This window comes from Promicromonospora thailandica (assembly GCF_024171955.1).
Taxonomy (GTDB): domain Bacteria; phylum Actinomycetota; class Actinomycetes; order Actinomycetales; family Cellulomonadaceae; genus Promicromonospora; species Promicromonospora thailandica.
This window is the reverse complement of the sequence record NZ_JAMTCS010000007.1, coordinates 174,931-194,829: the sequence shown is the minus strand read 5'-3', so window position 1 is coordinate 194,829 and position 19,899 is coordinate 174,931. Positions and strand designations below refer to the sequence as shown.

Genomic DNA, 19,899 nt, shown 5'->3' with positions numbered 1-19,899 from the left:
GCTCAGTCCTCTCGCGGGGTCGGCTGGTCGGTGCGGTCGTCGTGCGCGGTGTCCCCGGCGCGGCCGGCGAGGAGCTCGCCCACGCCGGTGAGCTCGGTCCGGCGGCGTTCCGCCGCGGCAGCGGCGGCTGCCGCGGCCCAGTCGGCGGGTGACCGCTGTCCGGGACGCGGGGCGGGTCGGGCCGTCGGCTGCGGGTCGGTTCGGGGGTCGAGCCGCCGGCCCTCGACGGTGGCGTCGGCCGGACCGCGCGCGGTCAGCTCGGGCAGGAGCTCGGTGGGTACGGGAGCGAGAGGGGCCGCGACGGGTGCCGGGGCGGGGCGGACGACGGGCTCGGCGTACCGCGCGGGAGCCGCCCCGGACGTCGGGACGACGACCATGACCCGGTGGGTCATCAGCCGCGGCTTCGGGAGAGCGACCTGCCCACCCACGAGGCGGCCCGGGCTGGAGGTCAGGTTCATGGCGTCCATGACGAACGCGACGGGGTTGCGGCCGGAGCTCGGCAGCTTGCCGGTGGCCCAGACGGTGCCCACCACCAGCCCCACCGCGACCACGATGTTCATGAAACCGCCCAGCCGGGCCCACAGCGGTGCGGTCTGCCACAGGGTGAACGCCACCACGGCGCCCGCCCCCACCTGGGTGATGGTGTACGGCCCACCCCAGATGCGCCCGCCGCTGGGCAGCTTCCCCACCAGCATGGGGATGCGACGGGCCTTCGTGTAGAACTTCGCGGTCTCGGTCACCGGACACCCTCCTCACCACGTGCCGGGCACGCGAACGCGCCCGGCCGAACCCTGTGCCTTGCCCCCAGCGCCATGCCCATGTGTCTGACTGCGTGCTCGTCCGTGCGCCCCCTGGGTCAGAGGACCGTCTGCGTGTTCACGATCGCCGGGGCGGAGTCGAACTCGTCGCGCGCCAGCTCCGAGGTGACGTTGATGCCACCGTTCACGAGCCAGAGGACGATGCCGCCGACGATCGCGGACATGAGGATCGCCGCGATCGACATCTTGGTCTTCACGGCGGTGATGACGACCATGAGGATGACGACCACGAAGGTCACCGACTCGATGGCGCTCTTCACCTCCTCGGACTTGACGGTGATGAGGTCGAGGAAGCCGTCGGCCATAACGATCTCGTTGATCATGGTGCTCTCCTTCGCTTCGTTACTCCCCGGCGGTGCCGGAGCCGTTCGTGCCGGATGGTGTCGTGTCGATACGGACGGCCGGCTCGACGCCGGCAACCTCCCAGCGCCCGTCGCGGGCGACGAGCGTGAGGACGTACTGGGAGGTGGTCTTCTGGCCGTCGAGCCGGGTGAGCTCGACGGTGGTCAGGGCGTGCGTGCCCTCGTTGTCGGCAGGGTCCTCGGCGACCTCGTGCGAACCCTTGATGCCGGTCACGGCCACGGCCGCGTACGGGGCGGGGGTGATCGCCGAGACGGCCGTGCCGGGGCGCAGGTAGCGCGTGATCTCGCCGTCGCCCGCGACCATGGCCGCGAGGAACCCGGCCACGGACTGGCCGGCGGCCGACGTCGGCGAGATGGTCTCGGAGTAGTCCAGGTCCGGCGGCTCGGCGGCCGCGGGCCCCGGGACGGGGGAGGGGAGGGCCAGGGCGGCCACGGCCAGGTCCGGGCCGGAGTACCGGGTCTCGGTGCTCTGGACCAGCACGGGCACCTGGAAGTAGCGGCGCACCCAGACGAGCGGCACCTCCGCCTGCTCGCCCTGGGCCTGATCCGCGGGCGGCGGTGTCGAGCCGGGTGCGGGCTCCGCGACGTCGACCCCGACCGTCACCGACCAGACGTCGTCCTCGGCGGCCTCGCTCTGCGCGACCGACGAGTCGCGGATGGTCAGGCCCTCCTGGGGGAGAGTGCCGACCGGTGCGCTGGTCAGGGAGGCGAGCAGCTGCTGGTCGTCCTTGTCGGCCCGCAGCCAGGTCTCCACGAGCTCGACGGCACGCTCGTTCGCGGCCGCCTGAGCGGCGGTGTCGGCGGGTCCGGCGCTCGCCGCGACGGGCGCCGGCTCGGGGCGCAGCAGGGTCCACGCGAGGGCGGCGGGCCCGGCCAGCAGGGCGAGGGCGAGCAGCGCGCCCCAGGCCTTGGTCACCAGCGCGGGGCCGTTGGACCACTCCACGACCTGAGGGGGAGCGTCGCCGTGGTCCGCCCCGCCGGCCGACGACGAGGGGGGCGTCGCGGGCCGGCCGGATCCGGCGGTGCGGGCCCCGCCCACGCCGGAGGTGCCGTCCGCCGGGGCGGGCAGCTCTGCCGGTGCGGCGGCCTTCTTGCCGCGCCGACGGACGAGGAGCGAGCTCATCGGGTCCGCACCTCGTTCTGCAGGTCCGCCTGGATGCGTGCCCGGGCCTCGCGCGCGCTGCGCACACGGGGGCTCTCGAGCGCCTCGGTGAGGCGGGTCGTCGTGTCCTCGTCGCCGAGCGGGTCCGCGGTGAGGGTCGCGATGATGTCGGCCACCACGGGGGCCAGCTCACCGCGGGCGGCGTGCACCTCCGCGGTGTCCCGCAGGAGGGACCACGTGTGGTCGAAGTCCGGATCAGGGTCCGCACTGCGGACGCCCGCGCTGCCGAGGTCGGTGCTGCCGAGTCCGGCGCCGGGCGCCTGGTCGAGCTCTTCCTTGCTCATCTCGCCTCTCCCGTTTCTCCGTCTCTTGCGTCTGCCGATCACAAATGGCAGGTGACGAGTTCGTGTGACATCGGTGATGGCCGGGTTTTCAAGCACTGTGACGCAGGTCACATACATGCAAAGTCAGCGGGCAACAGTGGCGGGCAACACCCCGGGGATGGACTCGGGGCTGAACGGAGGGGGGAACCGCCATGCCTGCACGCATGCCCGCACCGGCGTCCGGGACGCTGATGCGAGAGCTCGACCACGACTGGGCCGACCTGGTCCGCACGCGGTCGTTCGCCACGGAGATCGAGCGGCTCGTCGCGCGGTTCCCGCAGCTGGCGGGCCTGCGCAGCGGCGACACCGTGCGGCTCGCCCCCGCAGACGCCGACGAGGTGCTCTATGCCCTCATCGTCGAGCACGCGCGCGGCAGCTTCGCGGCGGGGCGGGCGGTGCTGCAGTGCATGCTGCCGGCGGTGCGCGCCATCGTCCGCCGGTCACGCCGGCACTACCCGGACGTGCAGGACCTCGAGCAGGAGGCCGCCGCCGCCATGTGGGACGCGATCACCCACTACGACCTCGAGCGCAGCAGCCGGGTGGCGATGCGGCTGCAGGGGCACACGCTGACGCGCGTCGTCGGCGACCGTGCGCCGCACGCGCAGGGCGGCCGGGTGAGCCGCGGGCCGCGCGTCGCGGAGATCCCCACCGACACGACCACGCTGACCGTCCTGGAGCAGCCGACCCCACCCGAGCCGCGGCCCGATGCCGTCTACTCGCTCGCGAGCTTCTCGCTCGGTACCACGGGCGAGGTGCTCGACGTCATCGCGTGGGGTCTCGACCAGGGCGCACTGACGCCGGAGGAGTCCGCGCTCCTGGCGCGGCTGTACGCGCCGGACCCCGATCTCCCCGAGTACGCCGAGCTGGGCTCGGGTCGCGGGAACTATCAGCGGCGGGTGGCCCAGGAGCTGGGCCTCTCGCACGCAGCCTTGCGCCAGCGGGCGAGTCGCGCAGTGCGACGGCTGGCGGAAGCCGTTCAGTCCGGTGGTCTGTCTGGGGGACAGCCGGGCGAACGGGACGGTGAGGGACGAGGGCGGCCGACGGGCTGAGCACTGGGGGGTGCGTGACGCCCTGAAGCCGACCGAAGTCCGACTCATCGCGAGAGGGCCCCACCGCCAGCGGGGCCCTCTCGTTCTGTACGGGCCGGTCCGCAGGGCGAACGCCGAGGTCAGACGAGTGATTTGTCCGTGAGGCCCGCCGTGCGGGAGGCTTTTCTCACGGCCTGACCTGCGAAGTCAACACCACAGCTGTGGTATCGGCTCGTCAGCGGAAGATCGTTGGAGAGTCACTCAATATTCAAGCCATCTCCACAACTTTGAAGTCTCCTTGACCTGGCGTACGAACCTGACGCTGATTAGCGTTCAACCTGCCGGGTCGGCCTGCGTGGTCGAGGATTACCTGCGGTGTCACATGCGTGGCGCCCGCAGGAGACCCTCGGTCGGCACGGGCAGGAGCACGGTGGAGACAGGCGCACGCAAGGGAACCGCGACGGGACCCGCACCGGGGTCACCCGACGCGGACTCCGCCGACGGGTTCGGAGGAGACGGCACGGTGAGCAGTGGCACGAAGGTCGCGAACCAGGACCAGCAGGCGCGGTCCGCGACGAGACCCCAGCGACCCGCACCCCCCGGGCCGCTCAAGCCCACGCGTGCCCGCCGCCGCCCCGCCCTGATCGCGCTCGGCCTCGCCCTCGTCGCCCTCAGCGTGCTCGCCGCCGTGTACCTGGTCAGCACGCTGGGCCAGACCTACGAGGCGCTCGCGGTCACGAACGACGTCTCCCGCGGCTCCGTGATCACGCCCTCCGACCTGGGCGTCGTCGAGCTGCCCATCACGCCGTCCTCGCTCGAACCGGTCCGCGCCGACCAGATGGACGAGTACGTGGGCAAGGTCGCGACGGCCGACCTCAAGAAGGGTCAGCTCCTGACCAGGTCGGGTACCGCCGACGAGCTCGAGCCACCGGCCGGCCAGTCGGTCGTCGGCATCGCTCTCACGCCGAGCCAGATGCCGCTGCAGGCCCTGCGCGCCGGGGACTCCGTCCGCATCGTCGAGACGCCGGCCGCCGGCGGCGAACCTCCCGCCCAGGCGCCGTTCACCATCGCGGCCACGGTGGTCTCGCCACCCACGGACACGGCCGTCGGCGACCAGAAGGTGGTCGACGTGCGCGTCGCGTCGTCGAACGCCGCGGCGCTCGCGGCCCGTGCCGCGACGGGTCGCGTCGCCCTCGTGCTCGACTCCACCGGGCAGGGCTGAGTCATGGCTCTCGTCGCCCTCGCCAACGCGAAGGGCTCCCCCGGGACGACCACGGCCGCCCTCGTGCTCGCGCTCCAGTGGCCCCGGCCCGTGCTGCTCGTGGAGGCGGACCTCGCCGGGGCGTCGATCCTGGCCGGGTACTTCCGCGGCCAGCTGCCCCACGACCGGGGCCTGCAGCAGCTCGCCATCGCGCACTCGCACGGAGACCTCGAGTCCGCCTTCTGGGAGCAGACCCTGCCCCTGGTGCGTGACGACGCCGACAAGAAGCTGCTGCCCGGGATCGTCAGCCCGCACACCGCTCCGGCGGTCGCGAACCTCTGGGGCCCGCTCGCCAACCAGCTCGTCGCGCTCGAGCGCGGCGGCATCGACGTGCTGGTCGACCTCGGCCGGCTCGGCACGGGCGGCGTCGTCCGGGAGGACCGTGAGCCGATCGTGCGGCTCGCGGACCAGGTGCTCGTCACCACCGGCTCGCGGCTGCCCGACATCGCGGTCACCCGGGAGCTCGTCAAGTCCCGTACCTCGGTGATCGACGCCGCCGCGCGCGACCTCACCAACCTCGCCGTCCTGACCATCGGGCCGGGCCGCCCGTACGACGCCAACGAGATCGCCCGCACGCTCGGGCTCGGCACCGTCGGCTCGCTGGCCTGGGACCCCGTCAACGCGGAGGTGCTGTCGGTGGGCTCGCCGGCCGGCCGCCGGTACCCGGCGTCGCCGCTGGTGCGGTCCGCCGGTCCCGTGATCTCGCGGATCCAGGACCGCATCGAGAAGCGGCGGGCCCGCTTCTCGACCGGCCCGCGCGACGGCGTGGGCCCACGCACCGGGTCCACCGCGGTGCAGGCCGGTCCCTGGCGGGGCAACGGGGGGCGGGACGCATGAGCACACCGGAGTTCCCTGACCTGTCCTCGCTGCCGATCTTCCACGACCCCGAGCAGCCGCCCGTCCTGCCCCGGCGCACGCCGGGCACCGGCGGTGGTGCGGGGCCGGACCGGCGCCCGGCGGCGCCGCAGAACACCTGGACCGCGACGACGGAGCAGGCCGCTGTCCCGCGCCAGGCTCCTCCCGGGGGTGGCCAGGCTCCGCCCGCGGGGCCCGGTGCACCCGGGCGAGGCGGGACGCCGTCTGGCAACGGGGCCTCGCCCTGGGTCGGGGCCGTGGCCCGGGCGGGGCGTGACTATCACGGCCAGCCCGGCAACCCCCGGCTGCGGGACGCCGAGTTCTGGCGTCAGGTCAACAGCCTGCGCGGCGAGGTCTCGTCGCGGCTCACCACGGCACTCTCGACGCGCGAGCTGGACGAGGAGCAGCGGGAGGCGCTGGGTCAGGAGCTGATCCAGCAGGTGGTCCGCGACCACAACGACGCCCTGCTCTCGGGCGGCCAGCGCAACTGGACCACCGAGTACCAGGTCGAGGTCACGCGTGCGCTGTTCGACGCGCTGTTCCGCCTGGGCCGGCTGCAGCCGCTCATCGACACGCCCGACGTGGAGAACATCGAGATCACCGGCACGGCGCCCGTACTGCTGCTGATGGGCGACGGCCGGCGCACGTACGCGGAACCGATCGCGGACTCCGACGCGGAGCTCATCGACTTCCTGCAGTTCCTCGCTGCGCGCGACCCGGCCAACGAGCGGTCGTTCACCCGCGCCAACCCGTTCCTCAACCTCGACCTGCCCGGCCGGGTCCGGCTGGCCGCTGTGGGCTGGGTGGTGCCGTGGCCGCGCGTCACGATCCGCCTCCAGCGCCTGCAGTCGGTGGACCTGGAGCTGCTGCGGCGCAACGACACGGTCGACACGGTGCTGGCCGAGTTCCTCACCGCGGCGGTCCGGGCCCGCAAGTCGATCGTCGTCTCGGGCCAGGGTCAGGGCAGCGGCAAGACGACGCTGCTCCGCGCGCTCTGCGCCGGCCTGGACCCGTGGGAGTCCATCGCCACGATCGAGACCGACTACGAGCTCTACCTGCACCTCGAGCCCGAGAAGCACAAGCGCGTCGTGGCGCTGCGCACGCGCGAGGGCTCGGGCGAGATGAACACGTCCGGGCGTCGCGTGGGCGAGATCAACACCAACGTCAACGTGTACGAGTCGCTGCGGCACAACATCTCCCGCGTCATCGTGGGCGAGGTGCGTGGCCCCGAGATCGTGTCCATGTTCCAGGCGATGCAGATGGGCAACGGCTCGCTGTCGACGGTGCACGCCGACGGCGCGCGCGACGTCGTCGAACGCCTGGTCGGCATGGCCGTGCAGGACTCGACGCTCTCGGAGACCTACGCCTACCGGCAGGTGGCGCAGTCGATCGACCTCATCGTCTTCCTGCGGGTCGACGTGGGGCCGGACGGCCGGCGCACGCGGTACGTCTCCGAGGTGATCGAGGTGACGCGCGGCGAGGCGGGCAACCCGGTGGCGATCACCGACGTGTTCGAGCCCGGGCCGGACGGCCGCGCGGTGCCGAAGGTGACACCGTCGTTCCTGGCGGACCTGGAGGCGGAGGGCTTCGACGCGAGCCTGCTGAACTATCGCGACGGGCTGTGGGAGCACGCATGACCACGCTCATCGCCGTCCTCACCGGGCTCGCGCTGGGCCTGGGCGTGTGGTTCGTCGTGGTGGGCGCGCAGAAGTTCGAGCCGCCGCCGCGACCGGTGCGCACCACGCCACCGTTCCACGGCCTGCTCCGGCTGCTCGGGCTCACGCCGGGTGGACCGCTCCACGCCCAGCGCCAGCTCCTGGCGATCGGCGCGGCCGCCGGGCTCGTGGTCGCCGTCGTGACCGGCTGGTGGTCGCTCGTGCTCATCGTCCCGGTGCTGCTCGTGGGCCTGCCCGCGCTGTTCCGCACCACCACGCAGTCGGACGAGGTGGAGAAGCTCACGGACCTGACCGCGTGGGTGCGGTCGCTCATCGGTGTGCTGTCCGGCGGAGCCGTCGGGTTGGAGCAAGGTATTGCGGCAACCCTGCACAGCGCGGCGCCCTCGGTACGGCCGTCGCTCGCCCGGCTCGTGGCGCGCCTGGAGGCCCGCCAGCCGATCAAGCCCGCGCTGTACCGCTGGGCCGAGGAGATGAACGACTACTCCGCGGACATGATCGCGTCGGCCATGATCCTCGAGTCGGACAACCGCACCGGCGCCGTGGCGCCCGCGCTGCGGCAGCTCGCCGAGTCGCTGTCCGCGCAGGCCAAGGCGCGGCGCGAGATCGAGACGGAGCGCTCCACCGGCCGTGCGACCGTGCGCTGGGTGACCATCGTGACGCTCGTGGTGCTCGTGGGGACGGCGCTGACCGGCTACCTCAACGGCTACGACTCGCCCCTGGGCCAGGTCGTGGCCGTCGTCCTGTTTTCCGCGTACGTGGCGTGCCTGCTGTGGATGCGCAAGATCAGCCTCGGCCGCCCGATCCCGCGGTTCCTGCCCGACGAGCGGGAGGTGTGACATGTGGCCCTGGGCAGTGGCGACCGGCGTGGTCGCCGGACTCGGTCTGTTCCTCGTGGTGCGCGAGCTGCTCCCGTCGACCCCGCGGCTGCAGGCCGCGCTGGACCGGCTGAGCGGCGAGGACCGGATCGAGCCCGTCACCGTGTCGGACACGGGCGACGAGCTCACCGCGACGCAGCGGTACACCCAGATCTTCGGGGCGTGGGCGCAGCGCAGGCTGCCCGCCACGCTGCTCGGACGCTGGGGGCCCACGCGCGCGGACCTCGACCTGATCGGCAAGACCGCCACCGACCACTACGGGGAGAAGGCGCTCGGCACGGTGATCGTGCTGGTGGCCGTCCCGTTCCTCGGCCTGTGCGTCAGCCTGCTCGACCTGGGGCTGCCGCTCGGGCTGCCGTTCGGGGTCTCGCTGCTGTTCGCCCTCGGGGCGTGGTTCCTGCCCGACCTCGACGCGCGGTCCAAGGCGAAGCGGGCCCGGCAGGAGTTCGCGCGCGCGGTCTCCACCTACCTGGAGCTGCTGGCGATCGAGCGCATCTCCGGCGCCGGCGCGACCCAGGCCACCTTCGCGGCCGCGCAGGTGGCCGGGTCGTGGCCGTTCCGGCGGATCGCCGCGGCCCTCGAACGGAGCCGCTGGGAGGGACAGGCGCCCTGGGTCGCGCTGCGCGAGCTGGGCGAGGAGGTCGAGGTGGACGCGCTCGGCGAGGTCGCCGCGATCGTGGAGCTCGCGGGCACGCAGGGCTCGGCGATCCACGACCAGCTGCAGTCCAAGGCGGCGGCCATGCGGGACGCGCAGCTCGACGTCGAGCAGCAGCTCGCGCACGACGCGACGGTGCGGATGACGGTGCCCGGAACCATGACCGTCTTTGTGTACTTTTTGATGCTCATCTTCCCAATCGGCGTCACTATGTTTCAGACTGCACCCTGAGCCGTGTCACACGAGGCGGTTCTTACCCATTTGTTGAAGTCGACAACACCCCAGGAGTCACCATGAACCAGCACCTGAGCCAGGGCCGGTCGGCGGCGTCGCGCGCTGTCGCGCGCGCAGCGCTGCGTGCCGCCGCGGCGCGCGGTCACGTCGACGACCTCAACGCCCGCTTCACGGAGCGCTCGGCCGAGCTCCGCAGGCGGCTCGACGCCGACCGGGCGGGCGAGGACGAGGCGGGCCTCGAGTCCATAGAGGTGGTGGTGCTGTCCGTGGTGGGACTCGGTATCGCCATCGCCCTCGGCGCCGCGATCAAGGGACTCGTCGACCGCTACATGGCGCAGCTCGGCGGCGGGGGGTAGGGATGGACGAGCGGGGCGCCACCTCGATCCAGACCGTCCTCACCTACCCGATCGTGCTGATGCTCATCTTCGGGATGGTGCAGGGCGTGCTGTGGTTCCACGCGCAGAACACGGCCCAGTCCGTGGCGAACGGCGCCGTGCAGGCCGCGCGGGTCGAGGGCGGCACCGTGGACGCCGGGTACGCCGAGGCGACGGCGCGGCTCGCGCGCGGGGGTGACGCATTCGCCTCGGTGACCGTGTCGGTGGTGCGCGGGCAGGAGACGGCGACCGCTCGTGTGGTGGGGCTGGCCCCGTCGATCGTGCCCGGCTTCCGCGGGTTCCGCGTCGAGCAGTCGGCCACCGGCCCCGTGGAGCGGTTCACGTCGGCGGTGGCCCCGTGAGCGCCGGCCGGCATACGGACGGCCGCTCCGCCGGCCGCACCGCCGATCCGGAGCGCGGGAACGTGGCGATCAACACCGCCGTCGTCTTCCCGATGCTCCTGCTCATCGCGCTGCTCCTGGTGATGGCCGGGCGGATCGTGCTCGCCGAGGGCGTGGTGCAGTCGGCAGCGAACGAGGCGGCGCGCGCGGCCTCCATCAGCCGGACGGCGGACGTCGCCGGCGTGCAGGCGACGTCGACCGCCACCTCCACGCTGACGAACTCGGGCGTGCGGTGCGCGCAGACGTCGGTACGACCGACGACCGACGCGTTCGCGCTCCCGCTGGGGACGGTCGGAACCATCACGGTGCGCGTGGAGTGCGTCGTACCGCTGAGCGACCTCGGCCTGCCGGGTGCGCCCGGCACACGGACCATCAGCGCGACGGGCACGTCGGTGCTCGATGCCTACCGGGGGCGGTCATGACCAGGGGGGCCGGGCGGGAGCGGGGCCGACGCGAGCGCGGCGAGATCAACATCCTCGCCGCGGGCATGGTGCCCGCCCTGATCATCGCCATCGGCCTGGTGGTCGACGGCGGTGGTCGGCTGCACGCCGAGGACGAGGCCGAGTACGCGGCCGACCAGGCGGCGCGTGCCGCCGCACAGCAGATCCGGATCGACCGCGCCCAGCTCGGCCTGCCCCCCGAGGTGGATCCGGGCCGCGCGGCGCAGGCCGCCGCGGAGACGCTCGGCGCGCTGGGCGTGCAGGGCGGCGTGACCGGGGTCAACGGTGCCACCGTCACCGTCGGCACCCAGGTCACCTACAAGACCACCTTCCTCACGTTGATCGGAATCAGCTCGCTCACCGTCTCGGCGGACGCCGAGGCGCGGGCGGTCCGCGGGATAGGACAGGAGGAACCCTGATGAGCACCTCGACAGTCCAGGGCCGTGCGGTGACCGGCGAGCCCGGCGGACCGCAGGGAGGCGCGGGCGCACGCGTGGCCAGAGGGCTCGGTGCGGCGTTGCTGCTGCTCGTGCTCGTCGTCGGGATCCCGGTCGGGCTGTGGACGTTCGGCGGACCGGTGTGGACGGGACCCGTCTCGCTCGACCGGGTGGTCTCGCTGCTCACCACCCCGGACGTGACGGGCTCGGTGCTCATCGGCCTGGTGAAGGTCGTCGGGTGGGTGGCGTGGCTGACGTTCGCGGTCGCCGTCGTCATCGAGGTCGTGGCGGCGCTGCGCGGACGCGGGTCCCCGCACGTCCGAGGGCTCGGGGCGCAGCAGCGCGCCGCGGCCGCCCTCGTCGGCGCGGTGATCACGATGCTCGTCGCGGCACCGGCGGTCGCGCCCGCGATGGCGGCGACGACCCCCCTGGAGGCCGGACGGACCGCCACGGTGGCGACCGCGCCGGTGGCGTCCGGCGCCGTCGGGCAGACGGCCGACGCGACCGCCCGGCCCGCCACGGAGGCCACGGCCGAGACCCCGCCCGCCACCTACACGGTGCAGCCGGGCGACTCCCTGTGGCGCATCGCCGAGCAGACCCTGGGCGACGGGGCGAAGTTCAAGCAGATCGCCGACCTCAACTACGGCGTGGTGCAGGCCGACGGCGGCGCCCTCGACGCCGGGAACTGGATCGAGCCCGGCTGGGTGCTCCGGCTGCCGGCCGAGGCGGCGGTGATGCTGACGTCGGCAGGCGGGGACGAGCCCGTCGGGATCGCGCCGTCCAAGAGCACGGAGGCCGCGGGTGCCGCGACCGAGGACGGCGGCGACCCGGAGGGCACGGTCGACGTGCGCAACGAGGCCGGGTCCGAGGACGCCCAGGTCGTGGTCGAGCCCGGCGACACCCTGTGGGGCATCGCCGAGGAGGAGCTCGGTGACGGGACCCGCTACCCGGACGTCTTCGAGGCGTCGCAAGCGACCGAGCAGCCGGACGGGCGACGCCTGACCGACCCCGACCTCATCTACCCGGGCTGGACCGTGACGGTTCCCGGCGCGGGAGAGGCCGCGCACGAGGACGGCGGGGTGGGTGCCGCTCCGGAGGACGAGGCAGCGCCGGAGACCGGTGAGTCCGGGGACGCGGCAGCATCCGACGCGGCGCCGGGATCCGATCCTGAGGCCGGGGCCGAGCCGGGTTCCGAGGTCGACCCGGGTTCCGCGGCAGGCCCGAGCGACGAGGCAGGCCCGAGCGACGAGGCGGAGCAGGGCGGCGCCGAGGCGGCACCCGGTGGGGACGCAGAGCCGTCGGCCGACGGGCCCACGGAGACCGAGAGGTCGGCGCAGGCGTCGGGCCTCGGCAGGTTCTTCGCCGGACCGGACGCGGGCAAGCCGAGCGCCGTCGAGTCGGCGGCCGGCGCGGCCGGCGGCCGTGGTGGCTCCGAGGAGCCGGCGACCGAGGGACGACAGACGGAACCCGAGCAGGCGGAGCCGTCCACCGGGGTGACCCCGGAGGGCGCCGTCGAGGTCGAGCCGGACGACATCGCCGAACCGGGGGGCGCCGGCAACGACGTGGTCGAGCCGGGCGCACCGACGGACGAGCAGCCGGCGGGTGAGCGGCCCGCGGGCGAGGCGCCCACCGAGCAGCCGAACCGTGCGGGGCAGAACGCCGGGGAGCGTGCGCCGCGCGAGGACCCGCCGCAGGACGTCGAGGAACGTCGCGCACCCGACCCGGCCGACGTCGGCACCGGGGGTGCGCGCCTCGACCGACCCGAGCGGGACGAGCCCGCCCCCGAGCAGACGGCGGACGGCAACCTCGTCCCGCAGGCGCCGTCCGCGCCGCGGGAGCCGGAGAAGCCGCAGTACGAGACGGTCACCCCGGAGGACCTCGAGAACGAGCCCGACCTCGGGACCGACCAGTCGTCCCGCCAGGGCGGCGCCGAGGGATCGATCCCCTGGGAGGGGCTCATCGCCGACGACCTCCTGCCGCAGGGACAGCCGGAGGAGCCGGCCCGGGAGACGGCGTCGGGCAACGGCACGACCTGGGGCGGCGGGACCGCCTCGGACGACATCACCGGGAACGGCCCGGCGGGGGACGGCGGCCCCGGTACCGAGAGCCTGACCGAGCTGCCCGCGCCGCTCGTGCCGGAGTCCGCGACGTCGGGCGGGGCGGCCGAGCGGGTGCTGCCGAGCGAGACGACCGGCGACGATCCCGTGGCGGAGGACCACGTCCCGGAGATCGTGGTCGAGTCGGCGGCGCCCGCAGAGAGCGCGCTTGCACCGGACGCCGGCTCCCGTGACGACCTCGAACCGGTCGACGTGGCCGGTGCGACCACGGCCGCGGCCCCCGCGACCGCCGAGGGCGGGGCGTCCCTGCTCGACTCCGCGGCCGGCGTCGTCAGCGACACGGTCGACGACCTCGACGAGGCCGTCGGCGTCCGCACGGCGGCCGGCGTGGGCGGGCTCCTCGCGGCGGGGCTGCTCGCGCTCGTCGCCGTCAAGCGCCGTCGTGCACGCAAGAGCCGGGTGCCCGGCGAGACCGTCGTCGTCCCGGGGCCCGAGACCGCCGCGGGTGCGCTCGAGCTCGAGCTGCGCGGCGTCGAGGACCCCTTCGGTCGGAGCCAGGTGGACCGGGCCCTGCGCGGTCTGGCGCGATGGCACCGCGAGCGCGGGCTGCCGCTTCCGGGCGTGCGCGTCGCGCGGCTCAAGAGCGGCGAGTTCGTCGAGCTCTACCTCGACCGCGCCGCCGACCTGCCGGCGCCCTGGGCGAGCACGACCGACCGGCTCGTCTGGCAGCTCGCCGCGGGCGACGCCACCGAGGCCGTCCAGGTCTCGCCCGCGGAGGCCGGGCCCGAGGCCCAGGCCGGCGAGGCGCCGTACCCGGCGCTCGTGACCGTCGGGCACGACGACGAGGACGCCCACCTCATGGTCGACCTCGAGAACCTCGCGTGCCTCGACATCCGTGGCACGGACGCCGCCGCGCAGGCCACGCTCGCGGCGCTCGCGATCGAGCTCGCGACCAGCCTCTGGGCGGACGACCTGCAGGTGACCGTGGTGGGTGCGCTGGGTGAGCTGCCCGGCGTGGTGGACACGGGCCGGGTGCGGCACGTGCCGAGCCTGGCAGGGATCATCCGGGAGCTCGAGGCGCGCGCCGCCGACGTCGACCGCACGCTCGAGCAGGTCGGAGCGGCGTCCGTCGCGGACGCCCGCGGCCGCGGGCTGGCCACGGATGCGTGGACGCCCGAGATCCTGCTGGTGGGGGAGCGGCTCGGCCTCGTGGAGCGCGCCACGCTCGAGCGCCTGGTCGAGCGAGTGCCCGGGGTCGGGATCGCGGCCGTCACGTCCAGCGCGGAGGTCGGGGAGTGGGCGCTCGACCTCACCGGCGAGCTCACCAACGGCGACACGACGCGCGGCATCCTCGTGCCGGCCTACATCGCAGTGCGGCCCCAGCAGCTCGACGCGGCCACGTACGCGCAGGCCCTGGCTCTGCTGGCCGACCCCCAGACCGCGCCGGGTCCCACGTGGAGCCGGTCGGTCGATCGCACGGAACCCACGCTGGAGGAGATCCCCATGGAGGTTGTCCGCGGCGGTGCGGCGGACTCGGACGTCACGGTCGGTCAGCCGGCAGGACTGACGCCGTCCGCGGGCTACGTGACGGGTCCGGTCAGCGGCGGGGCGACGGCGACGGCGCCCGGCGGCGTCCCGGCGAGGTTCTCGCCGTGGGCCACCGCCGCCGTGAGCGTGGCCACGCCGCCGCTGGGCACGCCGGTGGTCCCGGGAGCGGCGGCCGTGCCCGGTGCGTCGGGACCGGGCACCGGGGCGTCAGGCGCTTCTGCTCCGGTCGATCCTGCCGAGGAGGCCGGACCCCCGATCGTGCGGGTGCTGGGCCGTGTGGAGCTCGCGGGGACCACCGGGGTCGAGCTGCCGACCACGCACCAGCGTCAGGCCACCGAGCTGATCGCCTTCCTGGCGTTCAACCCGGGGTCGCGCGGGTCGGACATCTCGAAGGCCCTGTGGCCCACGCGCGAGCCGAACCTGGCCACCCGGCGCTCGGCCGTCTCTCGCGCGCGCCGCTGGCTGGGCGTGGACGGCGAGGGGTACGAGTACCTGCCCCGCTACTGGTCCGCGGACGACGGCGGCCAGGCCGACCTCGAGTCCGCCGGCTACCGGCTGCGCGGGGTCACGACGGACTGGCACCGGTTCTGCGACCTCGTGGGCCCCGACCTGGCCCAGACGCCGACCGCGGACCTGCTCGCCGCGCTCGACCTCGTGCGGGGACGTCCGTTCGAGGGGGTGCCGCTGCGCAAGTACGCGTGGGCGGAACAGCTCATGCACACGATCTCGTCGGGCGTCGTGGACGTGTCCCACGAGGTCGCTCGGCGTGCCCTCCTGGCCGGCGACGTGGCCATGGCCCGGCACGCCTCCCAGGTGGGCCGGCTGGCCGACCCGGTGGACGAGCGCTCGTGGCGCAACGCGATCCGCGCGGAGCTGGCCTCCGGGCGCCGGGACGCGGTGGGCCGCCTCGTCGACCGGCTGCGCGACCATCTGGAGCAGCTCGCCATGGAGCCCGAGCCCGACACCGAGGAGCTGCTGGCCCAGGTGGACGAGCAGGAACGGCGCCGGGAGGCGGACGCGGGGCGCTGAGACCGGGTTCGGCAGGGCGACGACGGGCAGCAGACGAGGTCTGCTGCCCGTCGGCGTGTCCGGGGTGGTGTGTCGAGTGACGGCTATGGCGGCTGTCGCTGGTCAGTCGAAGCCGCCTGGTCCGGGGACCGGGGCCAGGTCGAACGTGATGCTGTCGGCATCCTCACCGGTGAGCGGCGCGAGCAGGGCGCGGAGACCAGCCTCTGCGTCATCGAGGAACGGGCCGTGCGCGACCGCACCGGGCACACCGACCGCACGCAGCGTCCACTGCTGCTCGCTGCGGTAGGCGATCACGGTGTACGTCGTCATGATGACAAGCCTGTAGAGCAGATGCAGTATCTGTCACCTTGTTAGATCAAGCGCTGCCCCGCAGCAGAGTTGTCCACAGGCACCACCCCGACCACTTTCGGGATCGCCGGGGCATGGTTAGCGTCGTTCCTGGTCGTTGCGGATACGCAACGGCGGGGCCTGAGGGCAGGGGGCGTCGATGCGTGGTGCGTGGAGCAGGTCTGTGGTGGTCGGGCTGATGCTGTCCGTGGCGGCTTTGTCCGGGTGCACGGGGCCAGACGAGGGGCCGACCACGGCTCCGTCGGTGGTCGAGAGCCCGATTGCTTCTCCGTCTCCGTCTCCGGCGGCCTCGGCGCCCGTGAAGCCGGAGCGGCCGGCGGCGATGGAGCGCGACGACGCGGAGGGGGCTGCGGCGGCGGCGAAGTACTTCATCGAGCTCTACCCGTACGTGATGGCTACGGGGGATACCGAGGAGTTCGAGGCGATGTCGCACCGGGCTTGCGGGTTCTGCGAGGACGCATTGGAGCAGGCGGAGCGGGTCGAGACAAACGACTACACGTATGTAGGCGGCGGATCACGACTCGACGTGAAGCAGGCGTACGCTCGCGACCCGGTCACGGGGATTTTCCCGCTTGACGCTGTCATTGCGCAGGATGGATCTCAGATCCTCGGACGTGACGGGGCAGTAGTGTTCACCGCCGAGCACAAGCGGTTTGACCGACGAATAGAAATCGGTCGGCGAGCCGGGGCCTGGGTCGTGGTAACTGTCGCTCCCATACCGGGGGCCGAAAAGTGATCGAGATGGTTGCGATTGTGCTTGCCACCAGTGCCGCACTCGGTGATGGCGGCGGATTCAGTGATATGGAGGGCCAAAGCAGAGCAGACACTGTCCGAGTTAGCGCGGAGCTTGAGCACCATGCGCCAGCGGTAACACGCGCAGCGGACGACGGGCGTAGTGGTTCGCTCCCACAGTCGGTACGGCAGTGGCGGACTACGCCTGCTCTCTGTTTTCTTCGGGATCTGACCGGAGCTACCGTGCTTGCCGAGTCCTGTGACGAGGGGCATCGACTCGCCTATACCGGGATCGAGTGCGAGGACGACGAGCGGGCGGTCGGAGCTCTCTTCGAGCAGCGACGCGAGGCCGGTGGCTGGTCGCGTGCCGCACTCGTCGAGGATGAGTCCTGCCTGGCTGAGCGACGCGAGCAGATCGACATTCCGGCGGCTGCTGCTCGTGCGTTTCAGGAGATGCAGATCGAGCCCTCGCGCCTGAGCGTTCAGCCGCCCGACGGATGGACCTTGGTCAACGTGGACACGATCGCGTACACCGAAGCGGAACACCGAACAGTCAGTACCGAACTGTTCGGCATCCCCGTCGACATCCGAGCCGTTCCCAGCAGTTACTCGTGGGACTTCGGTGACCAGTCGGCGCCACTGCGGACGTCCGACCCAGGGGCGCCGTATCCCGCCCACAGCATCTCGCACGCCTACACGAAGGCGGGGTCGGCCACCATCTCTCTCACCACCACCTGGCACGGTCAGTTCCGTGTCGCAGGAGACCCCACCTGGCGTGACGTGCCGGGAGAGGCAACTACGGCGTCGTCGTCAGGCAGCCTGGACATCCTGGAGGCGCGAGCCCGGCTGGTCGAGGACCTCTACGGCGGCTGACAGGCTCATGAGGGCTGGTCATCCATGCCTGCTTTGCCGATGCAACGAGCGACCAAGGTGGTGAGCTCAAGGCCCGACGGCAGCTCGGACCGTTGCGCGGGATCGACGTCATCGTAGAGAGTGACGACGACGGGCCCAGGAGCCTGGTCGGCCGCGGCGTCAGTGCACAGGAGGATGCCTACGGTTGGAGCGTGTGCCTCGGGGACCCGTAGCAGGTCGTCGACCAGGCGCAGCGTCCGCCGGGATCGCGTGACGAGGGCGGGATCGAACCGCCCTGCTTGCACCTGGACCGTGACGTACCGCATCTGTGTCACGTGGAAGAGCAGCAGGTCGACTGTGTAGTCGCGTTCGTCCTCTGCGATGGGCAGATGGCGATCCACCAGGCACAGGTGCCGCTCCGGGACCGCGAGCACATCCTCCAGGTAGTCGACGACGACGCCGGTGAACGATCGACGTATCGCGTCGACCAGCTCGCCGACCACGTCCTCGAATCCTTCGGGCTGGTAGTCCTCGGTGCGTTGAAAGAGCGTCATGGAGCAATGGTCTAGAGATATCTGCTCATCCGCCACCCGGGGCAGTCGTCTGCGGCGAAGTTGGTGCCCACGCCGAGCTCCGTGAGGAGTTCATGACGGAAACCTGGCTGATCGTTGTGCCTGGTTGGCGGGATGTTGTGAATTATCACGGAAGCACCTTGCCGAGAAGACGAACATGCCGCACCCTTGTTGCGGCCGTGTTCGCTGAGTTCTGCCCGAAGTCGAGGGAGTTGCCTAGATGGTCTCGTCCGCCATCACGCCCACGCGCACTATCGCCGTCCTCATCGGGATTGCGGTCCTTGCGATCGGTGGGTTCGCGGTGGTCCGATCGGGCGTGCTCGACCCGGAGACGGTGCAGGGTGCGATCCCCGGGCCCGGGTCGTCAGCGTCGGAGTCGGCAACGGCGCCGGCCTCGGGGAGCCCCTCGGCACCGCGGTCCCCGTCGGCGTCACCGTCGCCGACGACGCCGGAGCAGATCAAGGCCAAGAATATCGCGGACGCCAAGGCGCGACTCGTGGAGTACTACGAGACCACAGCCCAAGTTGCAAATAACGGGTACAAGGACTGGGAGAAGCGCCTCTCCAAGTTCTGGGGACATCCGGATATTGCTTCCTCCCTCGGATCCGTATACGAAGACAACGCGAATTCTGGTCAGTACACGACTGGCGCCGCACATGTTGAACAGAGTCAGGTCGTCAGGTATGAGCCGGATGACGATAGTTTTGAGCGGGTGACGCTCGACGTGTGCATCAACTTCTCGGACGTGAAGACGTACGAAGCGAGTGGATCGCAGGTCCCGCGAAGCGCGGGAGCACCGACCCGCTACATGTTCACTTATGTGATGCTTCACCAGGGCTTTGATGGTGTGTGGACTGTCAACGGCGAAGAGCGACATGCGGGGCGAGCATGCTAAAAAATCTCGGTACAGCGCGAAGTATCTTCCTCGTTGCGGGGTTTGCTCTGGTTATGGGGTTGCTCGGACCGATGCCCGCAGGTGCCGATGAAAACTGCCGGGAAGTTAGCCTGCCTGACGGGTCAGTCAAGATCATCTGTCAGGATGATGGCGGAGACGAAGGATCCGGTGGGCCTGGTGGTGGCGGTTCCGGCGGCGGCGAGCGGACGTGCGAGTTCAACGAATCCGAGATCGCGTGTTCTAGTGAGTTCGGGGTCTGGGATGGGCGGTGCTACGCACGTGTTGCGTCACCGCAGCCACCGAAGTCAACGCCGGTTTGGGAAGGCAACGATGACGGGGTAATTCTCGAGTGCAATCCTCCGGGTTGCGTCGGAGGACCCGCTCCCTGTCCGGATAGGAGTTTTTACTGGTCTCCGACGGCGCCCGCGGCACCAGGTCCCTCCGCTGAGGAGCTCGCTCAGCGTGCCGTTGCCGCGATGAATCTCACGATGGGCGAGATCGGGTCGACACCGCCCGCATCGACCAGCGACCCCAACGCTGTGGGAACGATCGGGCTACCGATCTGGCTGTGGATCGCGGATCGAGCCGAAAATACCGTCGGCCCCATCACTCGCGAGGAGAGCGACGGCGGCTTGACGGTGGCCGCAACTGGAACGCTCGAACGTACGGAGTGGACGCTGACCTCGGCGAGCGGTGCAACTGTTGGCGCGATCACTTGCGACGGCCCCAATGCCGCGGGGACACCGTACGACGGCCGGAACAGCGCGGAGCCCTCTCCGACCTGCGGTTTCGGCGCCGACCTGAATAGCAGTCCCGGAAGTCTGACGCTTACTGGTACCGCGCACTGGGTTGTGGAGTGGCAGGGCGGTGGGCAGAGCGGTCAGATCACTGTGCCGCCGCAGAGCAACAGCACCCAGGTCCGGATCGGCGAGCTGCAGGCGTTGCTGAGGAACTGATGACGACGC

At 72.0% G+C, this 19,899-nt stretch carries 21 protein-coding genes; 15 read left to right on the top strand and 6 right to left on the bottom strand.

Annotated elements, in window-relative coordinates; all coding sequences use genetic code 11:
* Positions 1-2: 2 nt before the first annotated feature.
* The 4 genes from APR03_RS12810 to APR03_RS12795 all read right to left on the bottom strand — a co-directional run bounded on the left by APR03_RS12810 (position 3) and on the right by APR03_RS12795 (position 2,626).
* A complete protein-coding gene (locus APR03_RS12810; RefSeq protein WP_253836169.1) occupies positions 3-740 on the bottom strand; it encodes a hypothetical protein in 738 nt (245 codons plus the stop codon).
* Positions 741-856: 116 nt separating this feature from the next.
* Positions 857-1,141 (bottom strand): hypothetical protein, encoded by a 285-nt coding sequence (locus APR03_RS12805; RefSeq protein ID WP_253836168.1) that lies wholly within the window; start codon positions 1,139-1,141, stop codon positions 857-859.
* Positions 1,142-1,160: 19 nt separating this feature from the next.
* The gene (locus APR03_RS12800; protein ID WP_253836166.1) at positions 1,161-2,303 is read right to left on the bottom strand and encodes a conjugal transfer protein; all 1,143 of its coding nucleotides are present in this window, start codon (positions 2,301-2,303) and stop codon (positions 1,161-1,163) included.
* Positions 2,300-2,626 carry a hypothetical protein gene (locus tag APR03_RS12795; RefSeq protein WP_253836164.1) on the bottom strand — a complete coding sequence of 109 codons (327 nt, stop codon included), beginning with the start codon at positions 2,624-2,626 and terminating at the stop codon, positions 2,300-2,302. Before APR03_RS12795 ends, APR03_RS12800 begins: the two co-directional genes overlap by 4 nt.
* Positions 2,627-2,817: 191 nt before the next feature.
* On the opposite strand from APR03_RS12795, the gene APR03_RS12790 reads away from it, so the two are divergent.
* The 11 genes from APR03_RS12790 to APR03_RS12740 all read left to right on the top strand — a co-directional run bounded on the left by APR03_RS12790 (position 2,818) and on the right by APR03_RS12740 (position 15,535).
* Positions 2,818-3,714 (top strand): sigma factor, encoded by an 897-nt coding sequence (locus APR03_RS12790; protein WP_253836163.1) that lies wholly within the window; start codon positions 2,818-2,820, stop codon positions 3,712-3,714.
* Positions 3,715-4,216: 502 nt separating this feature from the next.
* Positions 4,217-4,915 carry an SAF domain-containing protein gene (locus APR03_RS12785; RefSeq protein WP_253836161.1) on the top strand — a complete coding sequence of 233 codons (699 nt, stop codon included), beginning with the start codon at positions 4,217-4,219 and terminating at the stop codon, positions 4,913-4,915.
* A gap of 3 nt (positions 4,916-4,918) precedes the next feature.
* Positions 4,919-5,791, top strand: coding sequence for a CpaE/TadZ family protein (locus APR03_RS12780; protein ID WP_253836158.1), 873 nt, complete (start codon positions 4,919-4,921; stop codon positions 5,789-5,791).
* On the top strand, positions 5,788-7,446 hold the full coding sequence (locus APR03_RS12775) for a TadA family conjugal transfer-associated ATPase (RefSeq protein WP_253836156.1): 1,659 nt from the start codon (positions 5,788-5,790) through the stop codon (positions 7,444-7,446). Before APR03_RS12780 ends, APR03_RS12775 begins: the two co-directional genes overlap by 4 nt.
* Positions 7,443-8,321 (top strand): type II secretion system F family protein, encoded by an 879-nt coding sequence (locus APR03_RS12770; RefSeq protein WP_253836154.1) that lies wholly within the window; start codon positions 7,443-7,445, stop codon positions 8,319-8,321. Before APR03_RS12775 ends, APR03_RS12770 begins: the two co-directional genes overlap by 4 nt.
* A gap of 1 nt (position 8,322) precedes the next feature.
* On the top strand, positions 8,323-9,246 hold the full coding sequence (locus tag APR03_RS12765) for a type II secretion system F family protein (protein WP_253836152.1): 924 nt from the start codon (positions 8,323-8,325) through the stop codon (positions 9,244-9,246).
* A gap of 62 nt (positions 9,247-9,308) precedes the next feature.
* The gene (locus APR03_RS12760) at positions 9,309-9,605 is read left to right on the top strand and encodes a hypothetical protein (RefSeq protein WP_253836150.1); all 297 of its coding nucleotides are present in this window, start codon (positions 9,309-9,311) and stop codon (positions 9,603-9,605) included.
* 2 nt (positions 9,606-9,607) lie between these two features.
* Positions 9,608-9,985 carry a TadE family protein gene (locus APR03_RS12755; RefSeq protein ID WP_253836148.1) on the top strand — a complete coding sequence of 126 codons (378 nt, stop codon included), beginning with the start codon at positions 9,608-9,610 and terminating at the stop codon, positions 9,983-9,985.
* Positions 9,986-10,047: 62 nt separating this feature from the next.
* Complete coding sequence (locus APR03_RS12750; RefSeq protein WP_253836146.1) at positions 10,048-10,446, top strand: TadE/TadG family type IV pilus assembly protein; 399 nt, start codon at positions 10,048-10,050, stop codon at positions 10,444-10,446.
* Positions 10,443-10,883 (top strand): pilus assembly protein TadG-related protein, encoded by a 441-nt coding sequence (locus APR03_RS12745; RefSeq protein ID WP_253836144.1) that lies wholly within the window; start codon positions 10,443-10,445, stop codon positions 10,881-10,883. The genes APR03_RS12750 and APR03_RS12745 overlap by 4 nt, the downstream gene beginning before the upstream one ends.
* Positions 10,883-15,535: a LysM peptidoglycan-binding domain-containing protein gene (locus tag APR03_RS12740; protein ID WP_253836142.1), complete on the top strand. Its 4,653-nt coding sequence runs from the start codon at positions 10,883-10,885 to the stop codon at positions 15,533-15,535. Before APR03_RS12745 ends, APR03_RS12740 begins: the two co-directional genes overlap by 1 nt.
* A 102-nt stretch (positions 15,536-15,637) precedes the next feature.
* Here the strand turns inward: APR03_RS12740 and APR03_RS12735 are convergent, their stop codons facing one another.
* Complete coding sequence (locus APR03_RS12735) at positions 15,638-15,844, bottom strand: hypothetical protein (protein ID WP_253836140.1); 207 nt, start codon at positions 15,842-15,844, stop codon at positions 15,638-15,640.
* Between the two features lie 178 nt (positions 15,845-16,022).
* Here APR03_RS12735 and APR03_RS12730 point away from each other — a divergent pair, with 178 nt between their 5' ends.
* Together APR03_RS12730 and APR03_RS12725 are read left to right on the top strand one after the other, a co-directional pair.
* Positions 16,023-16,619: a DUF6318 family protein gene (locus tag APR03_RS12730; RefSeq protein ID WP_308216491.1), complete on the top strand. Its 597-nt coding sequence runs from the start codon at positions 16,023-16,025 to the stop codon at positions 16,617-16,619.
* A 239-nt stretch (positions 16,620-16,858) separates the two neighbouring features.
* The gene (locus APR03_RS12725; protein WP_253836136.1) at positions 16,859-17,488 is read left to right on the top strand and encodes a PKD domain-containing protein; all 630 of its coding nucleotides are present in this window, start codon (positions 16,859-16,861) and stop codon (positions 17,486-17,488) included.
* A gap of 5 nt (positions 17,489-17,493) precedes the next feature.
* Here the strand turns inward: APR03_RS12725 and APR03_RS12720 are convergent, their stop codons facing one another.
* On the bottom strand, positions 17,494-18,021 hold the full coding sequence (locus APR03_RS12720; protein WP_253836135.1) for a PDDEXK nuclease domain-containing protein: 528 nt from the start codon (positions 18,019-18,021) through the stop codon (positions 17,494-17,496).
* 238 nt (positions 18,022-18,259) lie between these two features.
* Between APR03_RS12720 and APR03_RS12715 the strand changes: the two genes are divergently transcribed.
* Positions 18,260-18,934, top strand: coding sequence for a hypothetical protein (locus tag APR03_RS12715; protein WP_253836134.1), 675 nt, complete (start codon positions 18,260-18,262; stop codon positions 18,932-18,934).
* 476 nt (positions 18,935-19,410) lie between these two features.
* On the top strand, positions 19,411-19,890 hold the full coding sequence (locus APR03_RS12710) for a hypothetical protein (protein ID WP_253836133.1): 480 nt from the start codon (positions 19,411-19,413) through the stop codon (positions 19,888-19,890).
* Positions 19,891-19,899: the final 9 nt, after the last annotated feature.

What these genes read in the sequence shown, in the direction of transcription:
- APR03_RS12745 (WP_253836144.1), top strand. Translation starts at nt 10,443, where the DNA reads ATGACCAGGGGGGCCGGGCGGGAGCGGGGCCGACGCGAGCGCGGCGAG.
- APR03_RS12755 (WP_253836148.1), top strand. Translation starts at nt 9,608, where the DNA reads ATGGACGAGCGGGGCGCCACCTCGATCCAGACCGTCCTCACCTACCCG.
- APR03_RS12805 (WP_253836168.1), bottom strand. Translation starts at nt 1,141, where the DNA reads ATGATCAACGAGATCGTTATGGCCGACGGCTTCCTCGACCTCATCACC.
- APR03_RS12795 (WP_253836164.1), bottom strand. Translation starts at nt 2,626, where the DNA reads ATGAGCAAGGAAGAGCTCGACCAGGCGCCCGGCGCCGGACTCGGCAGC.
- APR03_RS12760 (WP_253836150.1), top strand. Translation starts at nt 9,309, where the DNA reads ATGAACCAGCACCTGAGCCAGGGCCGGTCGGCGGCGTCGCGCGCTGTC.
- APR03_RS12730 (WP_308216491.1), top strand. Translation starts at nt 16,023, where the DNA reads ATGCGTGGTGCGTGGAGCAGGTCTGTGGTGGTCGGGCTGATGCTGTCC.
- APR03_RS12740 (WP_253836142.1), top strand. Translation starts at nt 10,883, where the DNA reads ATGAGCACCTCGACAGTCCAGGGCCGTGCGGTGACCGGCGAGCCCGGC.
- APR03_RS12770 (WP_253836154.1), top strand. Translation starts at nt 7,443, where the DNA reads ATGACCACGCTCATCGCCGTCCTCACCGGGCTCGCGCTGGGCCTGGGC.
- APR03_RS12710 (WP_253836133.1), top strand. Translation starts at nt 19,411, where the DNA reads ATGAATCTCACGATGGGCGAGATCGGGTCGACACCGCCCGCATCGACC.
- APR03_RS12720 (WP_253836135.1), bottom strand. Translation starts at nt 18,021, where the DNA reads ATGACGCTCTTTCAACGCACCGAGGACTACCAGCCCGAAGGATTCGAG.
- APR03_RS12800 (WP_253836166.1), bottom strand. Translation starts at nt 2,303, where the DNA reads ATGAGCTCGCTCCTCGTCCGTCGGCGCGGCAAGAAGGCCGCCGCACCG.
- APR03_RS12790 (WP_253836163.1), top strand. Translation starts at nt 2,818, where the DNA reads ATGCCTGCACGCATGCCCGCACCGGCGTCCGGGACGCTGATGCGAGAG.
- APR03_RS12775 (WP_253836156.1), top strand. Translation starts at nt 5,788, where the DNA reads ATGAGCACACCGGAGTTCCCTGACCTGTCCTCGCTGCCGATCTTCCAC.
- APR03_RS12765 (WP_253836152.1), top strand. Translation starts at nt 8,323, where the DNA reads ATGTGGCCCTGGGCAGTGGCGACCGGCGTGGTCGCCGGACTCGGTCTG.
- APR03_RS12715 (WP_253836134.1), top strand. Translation starts at nt 18,260, where the DNA reads ATGGTCTCGTCCGCCATCACGCCCACGCGCACTATCGCCGTCCTCATC.
- APR03_RS12735 (WP_253836140.1), bottom strand. Translation starts at nt 15,844, where the DNA reads ATGACGACGTACACCGTGATCGCCTACCGCAGCGAGCAGCAGTGGACG.
- APR03_RS12780 (WP_253836158.1), top strand. Translation starts at nt 4,919, where the DNA reads ATGGCTCTCGTCGCCCTCGCCAACGCGAAGGGCTCCCCCGGGACGACC.